21 protein-coding genes, 3 tRNA genes and 2 pseudogenes are annotated in these 16,633 nt (G+C 68.8%); 9 read left to right on the forward strand and 17 right to left on the reverse strand.

Annotated features, from left to right (window positions below; translation table 11 throughout):
* Positions 1 to 50: 50 nt before the first annotated feature.
* The 7 genes from ABT186_RS15330 to ABT186_RS15360 form a co-directional block, all read right to left on the reverse strand.
* Entirely contained in the window at positions 51 to 1,490 is a 1,440-nt protein-coding gene (locus tag ABT186_RS15330) for a DHA2 family efflux MFS transporter permease subunit (RefSeq protein WP_351226771.1), read from the reverse strand.
* A gap of 100 nt (positions 1,491 to 1,590) precedes the next feature.
* A complete protein-coding gene (locus ABT186_RS15335) occupies positions 1,591 to 2,160 on the reverse strand; it encodes a TetR/AcrR family transcriptional regulator (protein WP_351226769.1) in 570 nt (189 codons plus the stop codon).
* Between the two features lie 103 nt (positions 2,161 to 2,263).
* Entirely contained in the window at positions 2,264 to 2,692 is a 429-nt protein-coding gene (locus tag ABT186_RS15340; protein WP_351226781.1) for a MaoC family dehydratase, read from the reverse strand.
* A gap of 5 nt (positions 2,693 to 2,697) precedes the next feature.
* Positions 2,698 to 3,153: an FAS1-like dehydratase domain-containing protein gene (locus ABT186_RS15345; RefSeq protein ID WP_351226767.1), complete on the reverse strand. Its 456-nt coding sequence runs from the start codon at positions 3,151 to 3,153 to the stop codon at positions 2,698 to 2,700.
* Positions 3,154 to 3,596: 443 nt separating this feature from the next.
* On the reverse strand, positions 3,597 to 3,761 hold the full coding sequence (gene rpmG / locus ABT186_RS15350) for a 50S ribosomal protein L33 (RefSeq protein ID WP_003948671.1): 165 nt from the start codon (positions 3,759 to 3,761) through the stop codon (positions 3,597 to 3,599).
* Positions 3,762 to 3,851: 90 nt separating this feature from the next.
* Positions 3,852 to 3,924, reverse strand: a tRNA-Met gene (locus ABT186_RS15355).
* A 45-nt stretch (positions 3,925 to 3,969) separates the two neighbouring features.
* Positions 3,970 to 4,042 (reverse strand) — tRNA-Thr (locus ABT186_RS15360).
* Between the two features lie 297 nt (positions 4,043 to 4,339).
* Here ABT186_RS15360 and ABT186_RS15365 point away from each other — a divergent pair.
* From ABT186_RS15365 to ABT186_RS15375, 3 genes are all read left to right on the forward strand, one after another.
* Positions 4,340 to 5,587 (forward strand): amidohydrolase family protein, encoded by a 1,248-nt coding sequence (locus tag ABT186_RS15365; protein ID WP_351925386.1) that lies wholly within the window; start codon positions 4,340 to 4,342, stop codon positions 5,585 to 5,587.
* Between the two features lie 143 nt (positions 5,588 to 5,730).
* Complete coding sequence (locus ABT186_RS15370) at positions 5,731 to 6,387, forward strand: SDR family oxidoreductase (RefSeq protein WP_351226763.1); 657 nt, start codon at positions 5,731 to 5,733, stop codon at positions 6,385 to 6,387.
* A gap of 5 nt (positions 6,388 to 6,392) precedes the next feature.
* Positions 6,393 to 6,773: a nuclear transport factor 2 family protein gene (locus ABT186_RS15375; RefSeq protein ID WP_351226761.1), complete on the forward strand. Its 381-nt coding sequence runs from the start codon at positions 6,393 to 6,395 to the stop codon at positions 6,771 to 6,773.
* Between the two features lie 25 nt (positions 6,774 to 6,798).
* On the opposite strand, the gene ABT186_RS15380 is transcribed toward ABT186_RS15375, so the two are convergent.
* Positions 6,799 to 7,011: a hypothetical protein gene (locus ABT186_RS15380; RefSeq protein WP_351226759.1), complete on the reverse strand. Its 213-nt coding sequence runs from the start codon at positions 7,009 to 7,011 to the stop codon at positions 6,799 to 6,801.
* Positions 7,012 to 7,193: 182 nt separating this feature from the next.
* Here ABT186_RS15380 and ABT186_RS15385 point away from each other — a divergent pair, with 182 nt between their 5' ends.
* Entirely contained in the window at positions 7,194 to 7,574 is a 381-nt protein-coding gene (locus ABT186_RS15385; protein ID WP_351226757.1) for a DUF4328 domain-containing protein, read from the forward strand.
* A gap of 210 nt (positions 7,575 to 7,784) precedes the next feature.
* On the opposite strand, the gene ABT186_RS15390 is transcribed toward ABT186_RS15385, so the two are convergent.
* From ABT186_RS15390 to ABT186_RS15400, 3 genes are all read right to left on the reverse strand, one after another.
* A complete protein-coding gene (locus ABT186_RS15390) occupies positions 7,785 to 7,877 on the reverse strand; it encodes an LPXTG cell wall anchor domain-containing protein (RefSeq protein ID WP_351226779.1) in 93 nt (30 codons plus the stop codon).
* Positions 7,878 to 7,978: 101 nt separating this feature from the next.
* Positions 7,979 to 8,749: a hypothetical protein gene (locus ABT186_RS15395; RefSeq protein ID WP_351925387.1), complete on the reverse strand. Its 771-nt coding sequence runs from the start codon at positions 8,747 to 8,749 to the stop codon at positions 7,979 to 7,981.
* 27 nt (positions 8,750 to 8,776) lie between these two features.
* A complete protein-coding gene (locus ABT186_RS15400; protein WP_351226754.1) occupies positions 8,777 to 9,862 on the reverse strand; it encodes an FAD-dependent oxidoreductase in 1,086 nt (361 codons plus the stop codon).
* Between the two features lie 168 nt (positions 9,863 to 10,030).
* Here ABT186_RS15400 and ABT186_RS15405 point away from each other — a divergent pair, with 168 nt between their 5' ends.
* From ABT186_RS15405 to ABT186_RS15420, 4 genes and pseudogenes are all read left to right on the forward strand, one after another.
* On the forward strand, positions 10,031 to 10,273 hold the full coding sequence (locus ABT186_RS15405; protein WP_351226752.1) for a helix-turn-helix domain-containing protein: 243 nt from the start codon (positions 10,031 to 10,033) through the stop codon (positions 10,271 to 10,273).
* Positions 10,274 to 10,288: 15 nt separating this feature from the next.
* Positions 10,289 to 10,486 carry a helix-turn-helix domain-containing protein gene (locus tag ABT186_RS15410; protein ID WP_351925389.1) on the forward strand — a complete coding sequence of 66 codons (198 nt, stop codon included), beginning with the start codon at positions 10,289 to 10,291 and terminating at the stop codon, positions 10,484 to 10,486.
* Positions 10,487 to 10,619: 133 nt separating this feature from the next.
* Positions 10,620 to 11,012, forward strand: a pseudogene (locus ABT186_RS15415) (sterol carrier protein domain-containing protein); the annotation flags it as partial.
* Between the two features lie 95 nt (positions 11,013 to 11,107).
* Positions 11,108 to 11,747 (forward strand): annotated as a pseudogene (locus ABT186_RS15420) (IS5 family transposase); the annotation flags it as partial.
* Between the two features lie 342 nt (positions 11,748 to 12,089).
* On the opposite strand, the gene ABT186_RS15425 reads toward ABT186_RS15420, so the two are convergent.
* A tRNA-Tyr gene (locus ABT186_RS15425) sits at positions 12,090 to 12,171 on the reverse strand.
* A gap of 225 nt (positions 12,172 to 12,396) precedes the next feature.
* On the opposite strand from ABT186_RS15425, the gene ABT186_RS15430 reads away from it, so the two are divergent.
* On the forward strand, positions 12,397 to 12,885 hold the full coding sequence (locus ABT186_RS15430; RefSeq protein ID WP_351226748.1) for a YajQ family cyclic di-GMP-binding protein: 489 nt from the start codon (positions 12,397 to 12,399) through the stop codon (positions 12,883 to 12,885).
* A 110-nt stretch (positions 12,886 to 12,995) separates the two neighbouring features.
* Here the strand turns inward: ABT186_RS15430 and ABT186_RS15435 are convergent, their stop codons facing one another.
* From ABT186_RS15435 to htpX, 5 genes are all read right to left on the reverse strand, one after another.
* The gene (locus tag ABT186_RS15435) at positions 12,996 to 13,262 is read right to left on the reverse strand and encodes a GlsB/YeaQ/YmgE family stress response membrane protein (RefSeq protein ID WP_351226746.1); all 267 of its coding nucleotides are present in this window, start codon (positions 13,260 to 13,262) and stop codon (positions 12,996 to 12,998) included.
* Between the two features lie 268 nt (positions 13,263 to 13,530).
* Entirely contained in the window at positions 13,531 to 14,097 is a 567-nt protein-coding gene (locus tag ABT186_RS15440) for an SMI1/KNR4 family protein (protein ID WP_351226744.1), read from the reverse strand.
* Positions 14,098 to 14,157: 60 nt separating this feature from the next.
* Positions 14,158 to 15,315, reverse strand: a complete 1,158-nt coding sequence (locus tag ABT186_RS15445) for a barstar family protein (protein WP_351925391.1) — start codon at positions 15,313 to 15,315, stop codon at positions 14,158 to 14,160.
* A 19-nt stretch (positions 15,316 to 15,334) separates the two neighbouring features.
* A complete protein-coding gene (locus ABT186_RS15450) occupies positions 15,335 to 15,727 on the reverse strand; it encodes a YccF domain-containing protein (protein ID WP_351226740.1) in 393 nt (130 codons plus the stop codon).
* Positions 15,724 to 16,587, reverse strand: coding sequence for a zinc metalloprotease HtpX (gene htpX / locus ABT186_RS15455; protein ID WP_351226738.1), 864 nt, complete (start codon positions 16,585 to 16,587; stop codon positions 15,724 to 15,726). Before htpX ends, ABT186_RS15450 begins: the two co-directional genes overlap by 4 nt.
* Positions 16,588 to 16,633 lie beyond the last annotated feature (46 nt).

Genomic DNA, 16,633 nt, shown 5'->3' on the forward strand with positions numbered 1-16,633 from the left:
GGCCCCGTCCATGGCGGCGGGGCCGCACACGCGCGTGCCGGGCGAGTGGCTCAATGAGCGGCGGTCTCCAGGACCGGTGCGGGCCGGTCGGACGCGACGGTCCGGGCGGCGCGTCGCCGGGCGGGGATCAGCAGGGTCGCGACCCCGGCGAGGGCCACCACCGAGGAGCCGACCACAAGAGCGGGCCGCAGACCGTCCACGAAGGTCCGGGCGGTCTCGTAGCCGCCCTGTGCCGTGAAGATCGAGGACATGACGGCGATGCCGAGCGCGCCGCCCACCTCGCGCAGGGCGTTGTTGGCGCCCGAGGCGATGCCCTGCTCCTGCGGACGGACGCTGGACATGACCAGGTTGGAGGCGGGCGCGAAGAACAGGGCCATGCCGATGCCGCTGATGATCAGGGCGGGCAGCTGGGCCGTGTACGAGACGTCCGTCGTGACCACGGAGGCCATGTAGCCGAGGCCTACGGCCTGCAGGAACAGGCCGGCGGCGACGACCGGACGGCCGCCGATACGGTCCGAGAGGATGCCGGCGACGGGCGCGACGAGCATCGGCATGCCGGTCCAGGGCAGCATCCGCAGTCCCGCCTGGGTCGGCGAGTAGCCCAGCACGCCCTGCATGAACTGGCTGAGCAGGAAGATCGAGCCGAACATCCCGAGGAACATCAGCAGACTCGCGGCGTTGATCCCGGAGAAGGCGCGGGAGCGGAAGAGCCGCATGGGGAGCATGGGGTTCTTGCTGCGGATGCCGTGGTGGACGAAGCCGGCGAGCAGTGCGGTGCCCGCGATCAGACCGGTCAGCACGAGGGAGCTGGTCCAGCCGTCGGCCGGGCCACGGACCAGCCCGTACACGATCCCGAAGAGACCGCCGCTGACGAGCAGGGTGCCGGGGATGTCCAGCGGGGCGCCGGTGCCGTACGACTCGGCGAGGCGGAGACGGGCGAGCGGCATCACGGCGAGGCCCAGCGGGACGTTCAGCCAGAAGATCCAGTGCCAGGACACGTGTTCGGTGAGGCTGCCGCCGATGAGGGGCCCGGAGGCGACCGCGAGACCGTTGACGGCACCCCAGATCCCGTATGCCATCCCACGCTTCGCGGCCGGGACGGCGGCGGTCAGCAGGGTCAGGGTGAGCGGCATCATGACGGCCGCGCCGACGCCCTGCACGGCGCGGGCCGCGATCAGGGAGTCGATGCCGGGCGCCATGGCCGCGGCGGCGGACGCACCGGTGAAGACGCCGAGCCCGGCGAGGAAGAGCCGCCGGCGGCCGAACCGGTCGCCGAGGGCCGCGCCGAACATGAGCAGGACCGCGAAGGTGAGGGTGTACGCGCTCACGGTCCACTCCAGGTCGTCCAGCCCTCCCCCGAGGTCCTTGCGGATGGAGGGCAGGGCGGTGGTGACGACGAGGTTGTCGAGGGCCGCCATGAATCCGGCGACGCCGGTGATGACGAGGGCCCAGGCCGCTCCCCCGCGACGTGCTGACTGCTCCTGTGACATCGCTTCCCCCAGTGGGTGATTCACATTCCCGGTTGATTAGTTATTGCTGACTAACTTTCCTGGCCATGAAAAGGCCGTCGGCGCCTGTGCACCTACTGCCTCACTTCTCCAGCCGGCCCGTGAGCCGGGCCGAGGGGTACATCCCCTGCCAGACCCGGTGCCCGGGCGGGAACCCCATGACCGCAAGGGTGTTGACGAGCATTCCGTACGCCATGAAGGTCGTGGTCTCGTTCACGTCGGCCCCCAGCGGCAGATGCACCGTCTCCCAGAGCCTCATCCAGGCGGCGCGGACGGTCTCGCCGAACTCGTGGTCACCCTCCGCCTCCGCCGCCGCCACGGTGATGTACGTCTGCATCTGCATCTGGAGCTTTTCCGGGTGCTCCGTGATCAGCCGCAAGTACGCGCCGGCCATGGCATGCAGGGCCTCCTCGCCCTCCAGACCCTTGGCGGCCTCCTCGAAGACCGCGCACGTCTCCTCCACGCACCGGAGCGAGGCGGCCGCGAAGATCGCCTTCTTGCCCGTGAAGAGCCGGAAGAGGTACGGCTGCGAGACACCCACGCGCTTGGCGATCACCTCGGTGGAGGTGCCGTAGTAGCCCTTCCGGGCGAACTCGGAGATCGCCGCGCGGATGACGCTCTCGCGCCTCTCTTCTGCGCTCATCCTGACCATGCGAGAAAGTTAGTACTCAATCACTAACTACGTCAAGGGCTTGTGGGGCGCGCAGCGCGTAAGGGGCGCCCGCAATGACGGACGCCCCTTACCGATGCCGTACTCAGGCCAGCCGCACGACCGCCCGTGACATGCCCAGCACCTTCTGGCCTGCGCTCATCGCCGTGAGGTCGACGCGCACGGTCCCGTCGTCGAGCTTGGCCCCGACCTTGCCGCTGACCTCGATGACGGCGCCCTGGTCGTCGTTGGGGACGACGACGGGCCTGGTGAAGCGGACGCCGTACTCGACGACCGCACCCGGATCGCCCACCCAGTCGGTCACGACGCGAATCGCCTCGGCCATGGTGAACATGCCGTGCGCGATCACGTCGGGCAGGCCGACCTCCTTGGCGAACTTCTCGTTCCAGTGGATCGGGTTGAAGTCCCCGGAGGCGCCCGCGTACTGCACGAGCGTGGCACGGGTGACGGGGAAGGTCTGCGCCGGCAGTTCGGCGCCGACCTCGACGGTGTCGTACGCGATCTTCGCGGTCATCCTCGTCATGCCTCCTGTTCCGGAGCCCGGGCCACCAGCTTGGTCCAGGCGGTCACCACGTGCTCACCGGCCTCGTCGTGGACCTCGCCGCGGATGTCCAGGACGTCGTTGCCGGCCAGGGACTTGATCGACTCGATGGTCGAGACGACGCTCAGCCGGTCGCCGGCGCGGACGGGGCGGGTGAAGGCGAACTTCTGGTCGCCGTGCACCACCCGGCTGTAGTCCAGGCCGAGCTGGGGGTCCTCGATGACCTGGCCCGCGGCCTTGTAGGTGATCGCGAAGACGAAGGTCGGCGGGGCGATCACATCGGAGTGGCCGAGCGCCTTGGCGGCCTCCGGGTCCGTGTAGGCCGGGTTGGCGTCTCCGATCGCCTCCGCGAACTCGCGGATCTTCTCCCTGCCGACCTCGTAGGGGTCGGTGGGCGGGTAGGACCGCCCCACGAAGGACTGGTCGAGCGCCATGGGCTCGGCACCTCCTGGTTGTTCAGCGGATGTGGCCTCGTTGAGGCAGCCGACGCCCTTGCGACCGGCTCTTCGTTCGGCCGACATGACCGATCTGCGACCGGTCGTCGGCGTGACCGGTCTCTCATTCGGCCGGTCAGGGCCGTCCTGCCGTCCTACCGTCCTGCCGTCCTGTTTCGGACGTCCGTCCGGTCGCGGTGCGGCAGTTCGCGGTGCGGCCGGTACGGCGGAGCACAGGCCGGCCGATGTGGCAGGTCGCGGGTCGAAGCGGGCGGCAGGTCGCAGTCCGTCGGCGTGACCGGACACAGTCTGTCAGTGTGGCCGGACACAGTCTGTCAGTGTGGCCGCACGCGGCGCAGTCTGCCCACGGTCTGGCCGATGGCCGGGCCGTAACGCCGCGAGGCCGCCCCCTGGCTGGGGACGGCCTCGCGTACGAGCCTCAGTTATCGCGTCTCGCGGTGCGCGGTGTGCGCGTTGCAACGCGGGCAGTGCTTCTTCATCTCAAGACGGTCCGGGTTGTTGCGCCGGTTCTTCTTGGTGATGTAGTTCCGCTCCTTGCACTCCACGCAGGCCAGCGTGATCTTCGGGCGGACGTCGGTGGCAGCCACGTGAGTGCTCCTTGACGAACGGATGGAATGAATTTAACGCAACAAAGAGTAGCCGATCGAAGGACCGACCCCACAATCGGCTACTGTGTGTAGCGGTGACCGGACTTGAACCGGTGACACAGCGATTATGAGCCGCTTGCTCTACCGACTGAGCTACACCGCTGTGATGCGATCGGACCCCGCCTTGCGGCGGGAACCTACACACCAGAGCCCCAAAACGGAATCGAACCGTTGACCTTCTCCTTACCATGGAGACGCTCTGCCGACTGAGCTATTGGGGCGAGCGATGAAGACATTACACGGTCGCCCGCCGTTCGCCCAAATCCGTTCCGCGGCACCCGCCCGCCCTGTTCCTCACGGTTACCCGAACGTTTCCCGAGCCACTGGTACGCCACGGGCGACGGGGGCGGCACGCGCCACTTCGGCCCCGGATGCGGCGCTCGTCTCTTCGGCACCACACCACACCGGTACGACTATTGCGCTCCTCCCGGCCCCGGCCGGGTCGTCACCCTAGGCTCGACTCACTCTCCGTGATCTTGCCCCCTGGTGCGCAGCCGCCCCCGAGCCACAGGAGCGCGATGCCCGACAGCCGCCCTCAGCCACCCCATTCCTCGTCTTCGTCGTCGGGACCGGCCGACTCGACCGCCCTGCTGCTGTGCGGGGCGCGGCTCACCGACGGGCGAACGGTGGACGTGCGGCTGGGCGGCGGGCGCATCGAGGCCGTCGGGACGGCGGGCACCCTGGCGACGGGGACCGCAGGCGCCCGTGTCGACCTCCGCGGCCATCTGCTTCTGCCGGCCCCCGCCGAGCCGCATGCGCACAGCGACACGGCCCTGTCGGCGGACGGCGACGGACCGGTGTCGTACGACTCCGAGGGGGTCCAGCGCCGTACGACCGAGGCCGCGCTGCTGCAGCTGGGACACGGCGCGACGGCCGTGCGCTCGCACGTGCACATCGGTGACGTACAGGGGCTGGACGCGATGGCGGCGGTGCTGAGGGCACGGCGCTCGCTGTGCGGACTCGCCGAGCTGACGGCGGTGGCGATGCCACGGGTGCTGACCGGGCTCGCCGGGGCGGACGGGCTCGCGATGCTGCGGGACGCGGTGAAGATGGGCGCGACGGTGGTCGGCGGCTGCCCGGACACGGACCCCGATCCGACCGGGTACGTGGAGGCGGTCCTCGAACTTGCCTCCGAGCACGGCTGCCCGGTGGACCTGCACACGGACGCCGACGATCCGGCGCGCCTCGCCCGGCTCGCGGCGATGGCGGGCGGGCTGCGTTCCGGAGTGACGGTGGGGCCGTGCGGCGGCCTCGGGCGCGTTCCGGCGAGGAGGGCCGCGCACGCCGCCGACCGGCTCGCCGCCGCCGGCGTGACGGTGGTCTGCCTGCCGCAGGGCGGTTGCGGCGGCGTCGACCGGCGCGGCACGGCTCCGGTACGGCTGCTGCGCTCGGCCGGGGTACGGGTCGCCGCGGGCAGCGGGGCGCTCAGGGATGTGTCGAATCCCGTGGGGCGCGGGGATCCGCTGGAGGCGGCGTATCTGCTGGCGTCGCGCTACGGGCTGCGCCCCGAGGACGCGTACGACACGGTGAGCGCGTCGGCACGGGCGGCGCTCGGTCTGCCGGAGGTGCGCGTGGAGGCCGGCTTTCCGGCGGAACTGCTCGCCGTGCGCGGCGACCGGCTGGCGGGCGCGTTGTCGCTCGCGTACAGCCGCATCGTGGTGCACCGGGGGCGCGTGGTGGCTCGTACGAGCGCGGTACGGGAGTACTGCAACTCGGCGGCGGCGGCGCTGGACCTGCCCAGACAGGGGCGGGCCCGGCCGTCGTGACGGCCGGCCGGCGGCGGCCACCGCTCAGTGTTGCGTGGTGGGTGCGGTGTGCTGTGGTGCGTACCGGTGAGAACCGAGCCACGCGTGACGACGTGCGTGAAGTCGTGCGGCGAAGGCAACCGTTCGGGCGTACGGTCGGAAACATGCGCATTGTCATCGCTGGTGGTCATGGTCAGATCGCGCTGCGGCTGGAGCGACTGCTCGCCGCGCGCGGTGACGAGGTCGCGGGGGTCGTCCGCCGTGCGGAACAGGCCGCCGACCTGCGGGCGGCGGGTGCCGAGTCGATCGTGTGCGACCTCGAATCGGCATCGGTCGAGGAGATCGCCGCGCACCTGGAGGGGGCCGACGCGGCCGTGTTCGCGGCAGGAGCGGGCCCGGGCAGCGGCGCGGCCCGCAAGTACACGGTGGACCGGGACGCGGCGATCAAGTTCGCGGACGCGGCGGAACGCGCCGGCGTACGCCGTTTCATCGTCGTCTCGGCCATGGGCGCTGACCCGGAGCACCATGGCGACGAGGTCTTCGACGTGTATCTGCGCGCCAAGGGCGAGGCCGATGCCTACGTACGCGCCCACAAGTCCCTGGACTGGACGATCCTGCGCCCCGGCGCGCTGACCAGCGACGCCGGTAAGGGCCTCGTACGTCTCGAGGCGCACACCGGCCGCGGCGCAATCCAGCGCGACGACGTGGCAGCGGTCCTCGCGGAACTCGTCGACACGCCTGCGACGGCCGGGCTGGTCCTGGAACTGATCAACGGTTCGACCCCTGTCTCCGTCGCCGTGAAGTCGGTGGCGGGGAACTGAGCGGGATGCCTGTGCAGGAGGGAATTCCGGCGGCGCGGGAGGCACTGCTGCGGCAGATGTACGAGGTGTTCTCCACGGACGGCCGGGACGCGTTCATCCCGCGCTGTCTGTCCACGGACGTCGACTGGCCGAATGTCCTGGACGGCGTACGGCTGCACGGGCGCGAGGAGGTACGCGCGTACTGGGCACGCCAGTTCGCTTCGGGCCATCCGCTCGTACGCCTGGAGGGGCTGCGTCTGGATGCGGACGGCGAGGCTGTCGTCGCGACCGTACGCCCCGGGATGCGCACGGAGGCGGGCGACCAGTGGGCGGCCGAGACGGTGGAGCACGTGTACCGCTTCGACGCGGAGGGCTTGGTGAACCGGATGGACGTGCGGCACTCGTGACGGTGCGTCGGGAGCGAACGGGGTTTCAGAAGAGGGGCAGTTGACCGGGGAACTCCGGTACGACGTACCCGTCGAGGGTGGTCTGCGCGGCATCGGCCTGCGCGAGCCGACGGGATCCGGGGCACGAGACGAGTTGCCCGCTGCTGCGCGCCCCTGGCGGGTCGTGCCGCGCGAACCGCCCTGCGACGACGGCGATTTCCCGACGGCACTCGGGGCAGTTCCTGCGGCGCGACGACATGTTCTCAGCGTACGAGCAACCCGGTCTGTGGATACGGTGAGCGACAGCTCACCGCTCGATCATGCTCCTCGTCCGCCGTCGTCCCCTGCCGCCCTTTCACGCGGTGTGCCCGTAAGAAGTGGATCCGCCATCAGTACAAGACCCGGTTTCCAGGAACCCCGGATCCTGGCAGGAATTGCCCAGTGCGCAGTAGCGGCAGTCGCTCTCGTGAACGTCTTGGCTGGGCCATCGGCGCTTGGTTCACTCCAGTCATCAACTTGTGGCGACCCCGGCGCATCACGTTGGAGATGATGCGTGCGAGCAGTCCGGATGCGGCGTCCGGTGTCGGAACCGGTCTGATCAATGCCTGGTGGGCAGCATGGGTCGCACAGTGGGCCGCCCCGAGCATTGGGGTGATCACGGGGCAGACGTATTCGCTCGCTTTTCGTGTGCTGTCGGAAGCACTGCCCGTTCTCGCGGCAGTATTGGTCGTGATCGTCGTTCAGCGCCTCACGGCCCTGCAGAGGGCCAGGGTGGAGATCACTGCGCTCACGCCGGCCGGCCGGCGTGAGCGCATCCGGTAGGAGCGAACCGACCACTGTCAGGCCCCGGGCGGCAGGGAACGCGATGTTCAGGAGCGGTGTCGCTGCCCGGGTGACTGCTTGCCCAGGCCGAGCGGCGCACGGGCCGCGGCCCACGGGATCGACCGCAGAACGGTCGTGGACGGCCTGAGGGGGCGCCCCCGCCGGGTGGCGCCCCCTCAGGTTTCGGACTCCGGCTGCGGTCAGATGGTGTTACTCGGCACCGGCGGTCTTACGACGACGCCACCAGACGAGACCGGCACCGGCCGCGAGGAGCGCGAGCGCCGCGCCTGCGATTCCGGCGATCTGGTGCCGTCGCCACCCTCAAATCCTTGCGGCTGTCGGCGGCAGGGGCGCGGTGGGCGCGGACGGGCGGGTGACGAACCTTCGATTCCTCGCTTCGGCAGTCACGTTGAGTCGGCTTGATCGGGCTCCAACACGATCCTGATATTGCGTTGGAAAAGCTTCGCCCATACCTCGTTGATAACCGGGGCGTGTTCAGGCTGTATTCTGCCTTCCTCGACGGAATCGACGATCGGGGATTCGCTCAGTATGGCCTTTCCTATCAGGTGAGTTCCGTCCCAGGTCTCAACGCAGGCCACACCGGCATGGACCGACCGAAAGCCTCGCGGCATTGGATAGACTTCCACCCCGGCAGCCTCAGCACCGTCCTCTCGGGTTTCGAGCAGGACCAGGCGCTGCCCCCGCACCCCCATCTCGGTGACATAGGTGTGTGTGCGGCCGAGCGTGTCATGCAGCGCCGTCCGTTGCACGATCGACCCGATGACCGGGTTGTGATCGAACGAGCACTTTTCGTACCACCAGGTTAATTCTCGATCCACCTCAGTCAGGTAGTAGTGGTGCCAGTTCCTGCGATAGCTGGCGAGTTCGGCCTCGGTAGAGGTGAAACGGGCTTGCAGTGACTCAGCCAGGAGTACGGTGACCTCGGCGAGAACATCGCGCTCATACTTTTTGACGATCAAGCTGTTGATGCCCGCCCCGAGGATTCCGCCGCCGACGGCGAGGGCGACTCCGCTGACCAACTGGTCGGCGACCGAATGCGGATCGTCGGTGGCCGTCTGGAAGGAGATGGCAAAGCCGACGATGAATGTGCCCAACAGCAAGACCATGTACTCGGTGGTGTCGGACCGCGCAGATCGCCCCTCCGCTGGCGGCATCTTCCACTCCTCGCATCCTTGCAGCGACTAGATGAGGCTCGCGGCGATCTGGGCGGCCTGGTGCCCCGTGGTGATGCCGAACTTGAAGCCGTGCCCGGAACACGCGCTCAGCAGGACGATCCCGGGTTGATGGCGCTCCACAAGGAAGCTCTCGTCGGTCGTGTTGGTGTAGTGGCAGACGCGGTGTCGGACTGGGGTGATCTGGATGTCGGGGGCAAGGCGTTGGGCGAGGAAGTCCAGTTGGGCGCGTACAGCCTTTTCCTCCGCGTGCGGATCACGGGGGGCGTCGGCAGCGATGGGTGAGGCAGGGGCATGGGTGCCGATGACATGGCAGCCGTTGCTCAGGTTGCAGACGCCGTAAAAAGTGTCCTCGGGGACTTCGGCCCAGCTGAACAGACGGCCGTCCCCTATCGGCCTGCTGGTGGTGAACAGGGTCTGGACCTGACGGGTGACGGTCAGCCGGTCGGCGGAGTCAGGAAGCAGGCGTGGCGTCCATGGACCCGCGGCGACGATGGCACGGTCGGCGTGGAGACGTTCCGTGGCGGTGTCCACGCGGACTCCGGTGGTGGTGCCGGACGACAGCCGGAGGACGGGAGTGCGCTCGCGCAGCACGACCCCGCTGTCTTCGACAGCCTCGCGCAGGGCCATGAGCACGGTGGCCGGATCCATCACGCCGGCGCCCAGTTCCACAACCCCGACCTCGCCCTCGTACAGGAAACCGCCCATTGCGGCCTCCTGTTCGTCGCCCGGTTGCAGGAGAACATGTTTCCTTTGGGTGGCCTGGAGGGAGCGCAGCGCATTCTGAATTTTTGGAGATTCCTGCGACCCGAAGTTGAGGCTGGGGCAAGAGCGGATGAGTGGACGGCCAAAAGATCTTTCCAGACCCCTCCAGCGCGCGTCTGTCTCGATCATCAATCGGGAGTACCGGGCGTCGTCATAGGCATATCTGAAGATCTTCATCCACCCTGCGGAGCTGGCTGCTTCGGCTCCGACGACCCTGGCCTCCAGGCAGACCACATCGAATCCGATGCGAGCCGCCGCCAGCGCAGCGGAGAGCCCCGCCACTCCGGCACCAATGACGATCAGCTTCCCCTGCTGTTTGGCACCCGGCATTTCTCTCCCCGTGTCCACAAGTCATCGATATTACTCTGCCAGAACGCGCGGGTCGATTCCCGGAAGCATGATTCGGTCGCGTCGGGAGTGTCAACTGACCTTGCCGACGTGATGTCGCGGGGCTGACGAGCAGTGATTGTCTTAGTGGGCCAGTTGCATAAGGTGCCCATGGGTGGCGGGCTTACCGCGGAACGACGAGCGTTTCGCGAGGACATACGGATACAGGCGGCCGAGTTATTCACCCACGGGCACGACAACAGCGTGGTCGCCAAGCAGTTACGAGTCAGCGTGCCGTCGGTGCAGCGCCGGCGCCGGGCGTGGGAGGTCGGCGGCACGTCGGCCTTACGGTCGAAAGAACCGGCGTCGAAGCCCAAGTTGAGCGAGGCGTTGTTCTTGGTGTCGGAGCTGTAGCCGGCCAAGGGGCCGGTGGCGCACGGCTGGCCGGATCAGAGCTGGACGCGGGCGCGGATCAAGACACTGATCGGGCGCCGGTTCGACAAGAACATGACGCTGTCGGCCCTCGCGCAGATGCTGCACCGGCACGGCTTCAGCCACCAGGTCCCGGCTCGCCGCGCGGTGGAGCGCAACAAGGAAGCCGTCACCGGCTGGAGGAAGGAGACCTGACCGCAGGTGGAAACGCCGTGGCGGCGCTCGGGGCCAGGCTGTGCTTCGAAAACGAGGCCGGCTTCTCGATGACGCCGCCCACCGTCCGTACCCGGGCCAGGCGCGGACACACACCCGTCGTCCGGGTGCGGGGCTGAACCGGCAGTTTGCGGACTTCCGCGCCGGCCAGGTGAGCGGCGACACCGACTGGCTCTGGGTGCGGCTGCTGGACGTCCCGCGTACGCCGACCGCGCGCGGCTGGTTCATGGACGGCGAGCTCGTCCTCGACGTCGACGACCCATTCCTCGGCGAGCACGGCCGCTACCTGCTGACCGTCCGTGACAGCAAGGCCGACTGCATCCCGACGGACCGGGAGCCCGACCTGTCCCTGGACGTGAGCGACCTGGGCTCGGTCCACCTCGGCGGTACCGCCCCGAGCACGCTCGTGCGTGCCGGGCACATCCGGGCCCACCGCCCGGACGCGGCCATCCTCGCTGACGCCCTCTTCCGCTCCGAGCACTCCCCGCACTGCCTGCACTGGTTCTGACCGCGCGCTCGCCGACCCTGCACAAGTCTCGTTGGGCGCCGTTTTGTTCGGCTGGATGGCGCGTTGGGTTTGATGCGGAGGGTCTCGTTGAGCGTCTGGTGCCGGATGAACTGTGGGAGCTGTTCAGGCGGGTGGTTCCGGAGACACTCATCCGGCGCCCGCAAGGAGGCGGCCGACGTCGTGCCGGCGACCGGGAGACGTTGCCGGCGATCGTGTTCGTGGCCACGTCGGGCTGCACCTGGCGGCAGTTGCCGCCGGTGTTCGGGCCGTGCTGGCAGACCGTGTACCGCCGCTTCGCCCAGTGGAGCCGTGACCGTGTCCGGGCACGGCTCCACCGCGTGATCCTGAACGTGCTCGGCAGCTGTGGAGAGCCGGACTGGTCCCGGTGTGCGATCGGCTCGGCGAGCATCCGCGCGGCCAAAGGGCGAATGTGACCGGACCGAATCCGACCGACCGAGGCGAGAAGGGATCGAAGATCCATCTGATCTGCGACCGCAACGGTCTGCCGATCTCGCTCGGCGTCTCCGCCGCCAACGTGCACGACAGCCTGGCTTTGCGGCCTCTCGTCCGGGGCATCCCGCCCATCCGCTCCCGACCAGGGCCACGCCGCAGGCGACCGGGCAAACTGCACGCCGACAAGGGCTACGACTACGGCCACTGCGCGGACGGCTTCGAGGCCGAGGCATCCACCCCCGGATCGCCCGCCGCGGTATCGACCCCTCCGGCCGCCTGGGCTGCCCCTGAGGGAGCGGCAAGCGCCGACATCACGGCGCTGCTGTGACCACGCAAGCGCTCCTCGGCTTGGAACAGCAGAACCCCGACAAGATGCTGTGACGCCGCCCACACCCCTTGCTCTCATCGGCCAATCGACGAGGCGCTCACGGTGACCCAAGGCGCACGACCCCGCGCAACCTTGGCTCGCGTATGGCCCGTAAACCCGGATCAACCCCGGGATCCGTATGGGCACAGCGTGAGACAAGTCACCCTGTTTCGATTCCGGCCGAAAGATCCTCCCCGGACACGAAGAGACCCCCTCTGATCTGCGTTTCCGCAGTTCAGAGGGGGTCTTCCCCAGTGTGGCGGCGCCAGGATTCGAACCTGGGAAGGCTGAGCCGGCAGATTTACAGTCTGCTCCCTTTGGCCGCTCGGGCACACCGCCGGGGGTTGCTGCTGTGGAGGCCGCTTTTCTGCGGTGCTCCCCGGCAACGACGTAAACGATACCTGATGCACAGGGGTGCTTCGCCACCCAATAGATCGCCGCCCTGAGGGGAGGGGGTGGCTAGGCTTATGCGGATGCGGCCCGGGATCGACGCCGGGCCAGGCGGCCGCGCTCCCGCACGCCTGCACGCACCCCGATCCATCCCGATACAAGGAGCCACAGGACATGGCCGACTCCAGTTTCGACATCGTCTCGAAGGTCGAGCGGCAGGAGGTCGACAACGCCCTCAACCAGGCCGCCAAGGAGATCTCTCAGCGCTACGACTTCAAGAACGTCGGCGCCTCGATCGCCTGGTCCGGCGACAAGATCCTGATGCAGGCCAACTCCGAGGACCGGGTGAAGGCCATCCTCGACGTCTTCCAGTCGAAGCTGGTCAAGCGCGGCGTCTCCCTGAAGTCGCTCGACGCCGGTGAGCCGCAGCTCTCCGGCAAGGAGTACAAGATCTTCGCGTCGATCGAGGAAGGCATCTCCCAGGAGAACGCGAAGAAGGTGGCGAAGATCATCCGTGACGAGGGTCCAAAGGGTGTGAAGGCCCAGGTGCAGGGTGACGAGCTGCGGGTCAGCTCGAAGAGCCGCGACGACCTCCAGGCCGTGATCGCCCTCCTGAAGGGCCAGGACTTCGACTTCGCGTTGCAGTTTGTGAACTACCGGTAAGCCCCGGTCCGCAGTCGGCAAGCCGGTCGGACGGTCGTACGAGGATGGGTGGGCACCCCGAGCGTGGGGGCCCACCCATCTCTGCTGCTGGCTGCGGCTTGGGGAGGCGCTCAGCGGCGTGAGTCGCCGAACAGGACGCGGTAGATGATCAGCAGCACGAGCGAGCCGCCGATGGCGGCTGCCCAGGTGGGGCCGTCGTAGAAGTGCTTGGTGATGGGGTGGTGCAGCCAGCGGGCGGAAATCCAGCCACCGATGAAGGCACCCGCGATACCGATGAGGGTCGTACCGATGAAGCCGCCGGGGTCCTTGCCCGGCAGCAGGAACTTGGCGATGGCGCCCGCCAGCAGTCCCAGAATGATCCAGCCGACAATGCTCATGCCGTGACCTTGCCTCTCCGCGCTGTGCCTGTGCTGTACTCCTGCTCCGGCCAGGCTGTGTGCATGCGCTGACACTTTGTGGTGCTGCCGGCGCGTTCGTTTGCGTTCGCGCGGGCGCCTCGTTGTCGGGGAGGACGCTTCCACCGCGTCCGCCGGTTGCAGGGCCGAGAGGTCGTTCGTCATCGGGGAGACCGCTTCCTGTGCGGTGACAGGCTCACCGTGGCTGCGGACGCGGGCGGGGGCGCTGGGCGTAGGGGGACGTGCCGTCCTACGAAGCCGGCGCAGTGCCCGTGCGTATCGGGAAGTCCGGCCACGGCTGCAGGTCCGCGCCGTCGTTGGACTCCTCGTACCAGCCCGTGCCGTCGAGCCAGGTCTGCAGCCAGTCGGCGAGGCCGGGGGCGTCCAGGTACCAGGCGTGGCCGGCCTCGTCGGCGTTCGGCTCGTAGAGCAGGACCGTGCCCTGCGGGGTACTGCAGTCGACACAGGCGTACATTCCGCAGCCCCAGTGGGATATCGGCAGGACGCCCTCCGGCCAGGGCCACTCGGGGTCCTTGCGGCCGCTCTCACGGTTCGCGAGGTACTGCGGGACGACCGCAGGCTCGCCGGCCGGCGGGCTGTCGAGCAGGGGCAACAGGCCGTACTCCGGGCCGAATCCGCCGTCTCCTATCCGCAGGTACAGTGCGGCGAGCAGCGGCGGCAGGGCGAAGCCCAGGGCTGCCTCGGCGCGGGCGAGCGCGGCCTGCTCCAGGGGCTCGGGAAGCGAAGGCCAGCCCCATGGCCGGGTGCTGCGGGCCTGTTCCGCCACCCTGTCCAGCAACTGCTCGTTCTCGGTCATGGATTCATGATGCAGGGCGCCACTGACAATCGGGCGGCCTGTGGACAACCCCCGGCGCCCTCATGCGAGGCGGACATCGACGCGTCGTTCCGTGAGGAAGACGAGCAGTTCCTCGAAGGACGGCGGGCGGTAGCCGGTGTGCGGGGTGACGCCGAGGCTGGACCGTGCGACCTGCGCGTCGTGCCAGACGAGGGTGATGGGCGGTGCCGCCCCCCAGCGGCCGCGCAAGCAGTCGTCGAGCGCGTCCAGGCCCCACCCGAAGTAGCCGCCGGGTCCGTTCACGGCTTCGCCGAGCGCACAGAAGAAGCCGGGGTGGTCGATGATGTGGCGTCCGTACAGGTGATAGGTGGCGCCGGATGACTGGTCCGGTCGGCCGCGCGGGTGGTTCTCCCGGGCCGTGCGGAGCCAGAACTCCCGGCCTCCCGTACTGCATCCCGCCCATAGGCCGGTCTCCGCCGGGCGTCCTCTCCCCCACAGCTCCCACACCTCCAGGGCAGCACGCGGCGGCCGTTCCGACCACGGTTCGAGGGTGAGGTCGACCAGGCCCCGGCCACGCGCGGACGGTATCCATGCGGTGAGTTCACCCTCGGCGGCGCTCTGGACGGGCCTGCCGGACGCGTCGACGCGCAGGAGCTTCGCGTGGCCCAGGTCCTCCTCCCCCGCGTCCAGCGCCTCGCGCAGGGCGCCGTGGGGCGTGCAGCCGAGCAGGCGCACCGGCGGATCCACGGGCTCGGGCCGTTCCTCCCGCACGTGCGCCAAGTCGCGGCAGGCGCCCCACGTTTCGCCTTCCTCGCCCAGCAGCCGATAGCCCGGGGAAAGGGGTGGGCACTGCGGGTAGTCGAACGGGTTGTAGTCGGGCTCGGTCCCCTCAACAGTGACATCCCTGCGCGTCAGGTCACGGGCGCACGGGCGGTCGCCGAGGAGACGTACGTCCGTGAGGTACCACTCACCGACCCCTGTGCCGCGCTTGTCGAGGATCTCCAGGGTGAGGAAGCCCAGCGGTGCCGAACCCTCGGCACGCGCGCCTGCGAGGGCGACCGCCAGTTCGCCCTCGGCCGTGCAGCCGAGGAGTTCGTATGTCCCGCGCGCGGGAGGGCGCGGGTCGGCAAAGAGGCCCTCGGTGTCCTCGCAGAGGGCCCAGGTCTCCTCATAGCCCTCCTCGCCCTCGAATTCGGCCTGCTGGTCGTAGGACAGCAGGACGTACTTCGGTGCTCCCACCCCCACTCGGCCCTGCTCGTCAGCGGGTCGCGAACGGCTGGTCCGTGGGCACGATTTCGCGCCCCAGCGGGAGCAGCGAGACCGGGATGAGCTTGAAGTTGGCGATGCCGAACGGAATGCCGATGATCGTGAGACACAGGGCGATGCCCGTGACGATGTGGGCGAGGGCCAGCCACCAGCCCGCCAGGATCAGCCACAGGACGTTGCCGATACAGGAGGGCGCCCCCGCGTCGCGGCGCTCGACCGTCGTATAGCCGAAGGGCCACAGCGCGTACACACCGATTCGAAACGCGGCGATGCCGAACGGAATGCCGATGATCGTGAGGCACAGAAGCACGCCCGCGAACAGGTAGCCGAGGAACAGCCAGAAGCCGCTCAGGACGAGCCAAATGACGTTCAGGATTGTTTTCACTGGTGGCGACCTGCCATCTGCTCGAGCCGGGCGATGCGCTCCGCCATCGGCGGGTGCGTGGAGAACATCTTCGAGAGTCCCTGGCCCGGACGGAAGGGGTTCGCGATCATCATGTGGCTCGCCGTCTCGATGCGTGGCTCGGGCGGCAGCGGGAGCTGCCTGGTACCCATCTCCAGCTTGCGCAGGGCGCTCGCGAGCGCAAGCGGGTCACCGGTCAGCTGGGCGCCGGACGCGTCCGCCTCGTACTCCCTGGAGCGGCTGATGGCGAGCTGGATGAGACTCGCGGCGAGCGGGCCCAGGATCATGATCAGCAGGAGACCCAGGATGCCGGGGCCGTCGTCGTCGTCCGAGCGGCCGACCGGGATCAGCCAGGCGAAGTTCACCAGGAACATGATCACCGAGGCGAGGGCGCCGGCCACCGACGAGATCAGGATGTCGCGGTTGTAGACGTGGCTCAGTTCGTGCCCGATCACGCCGCGCAGCTCGCGCTCGTCGAGAAGGCGCAGGATGCCGTCGGTGCAGCAGACGGCCGCGTTGCGCGGGTTGCGCCCTGTGGCGAACGCGTTCGGCGCGTCCGTCGGCGAGATGTAGAGGCGGGGCATGGGCTGACGGGCCTGGTTGGAGAGCTCGCGGACCATGCGGTACAGCGCGGGGGCCTCGAACTCGCTCACCGGGCGTGCGCGCATCGCGCGTAGAGCCAGCTTGTCGCTGTTCCAGTACGCGAACGCATTCGTGCCGATCGCGACGAGGAGCGCGACGATCAGACCCGTACGCCCGAAGAAGCTGCCGATGACGATGATGAGTGCGGACAGTCCCCCGAGGAGTACTGCAGTCCTGAGCCCGTTGTGCCGGCGGTGCACGGTACGCCCTCCAAGTGGTGCGGCAGGGGAACCCTTTGTCTGCGAA

Origin of the sequence: Streptomyces sp. NPDC001634 (assembly GCF_040298185.1) — a bacterium.
In the GTDB taxonomy this organism is placed as follows: Bacteria; Actinomycetota; Actinomycetes; order Streptomycetales; family Streptomycetaceae; genus Streptomyces.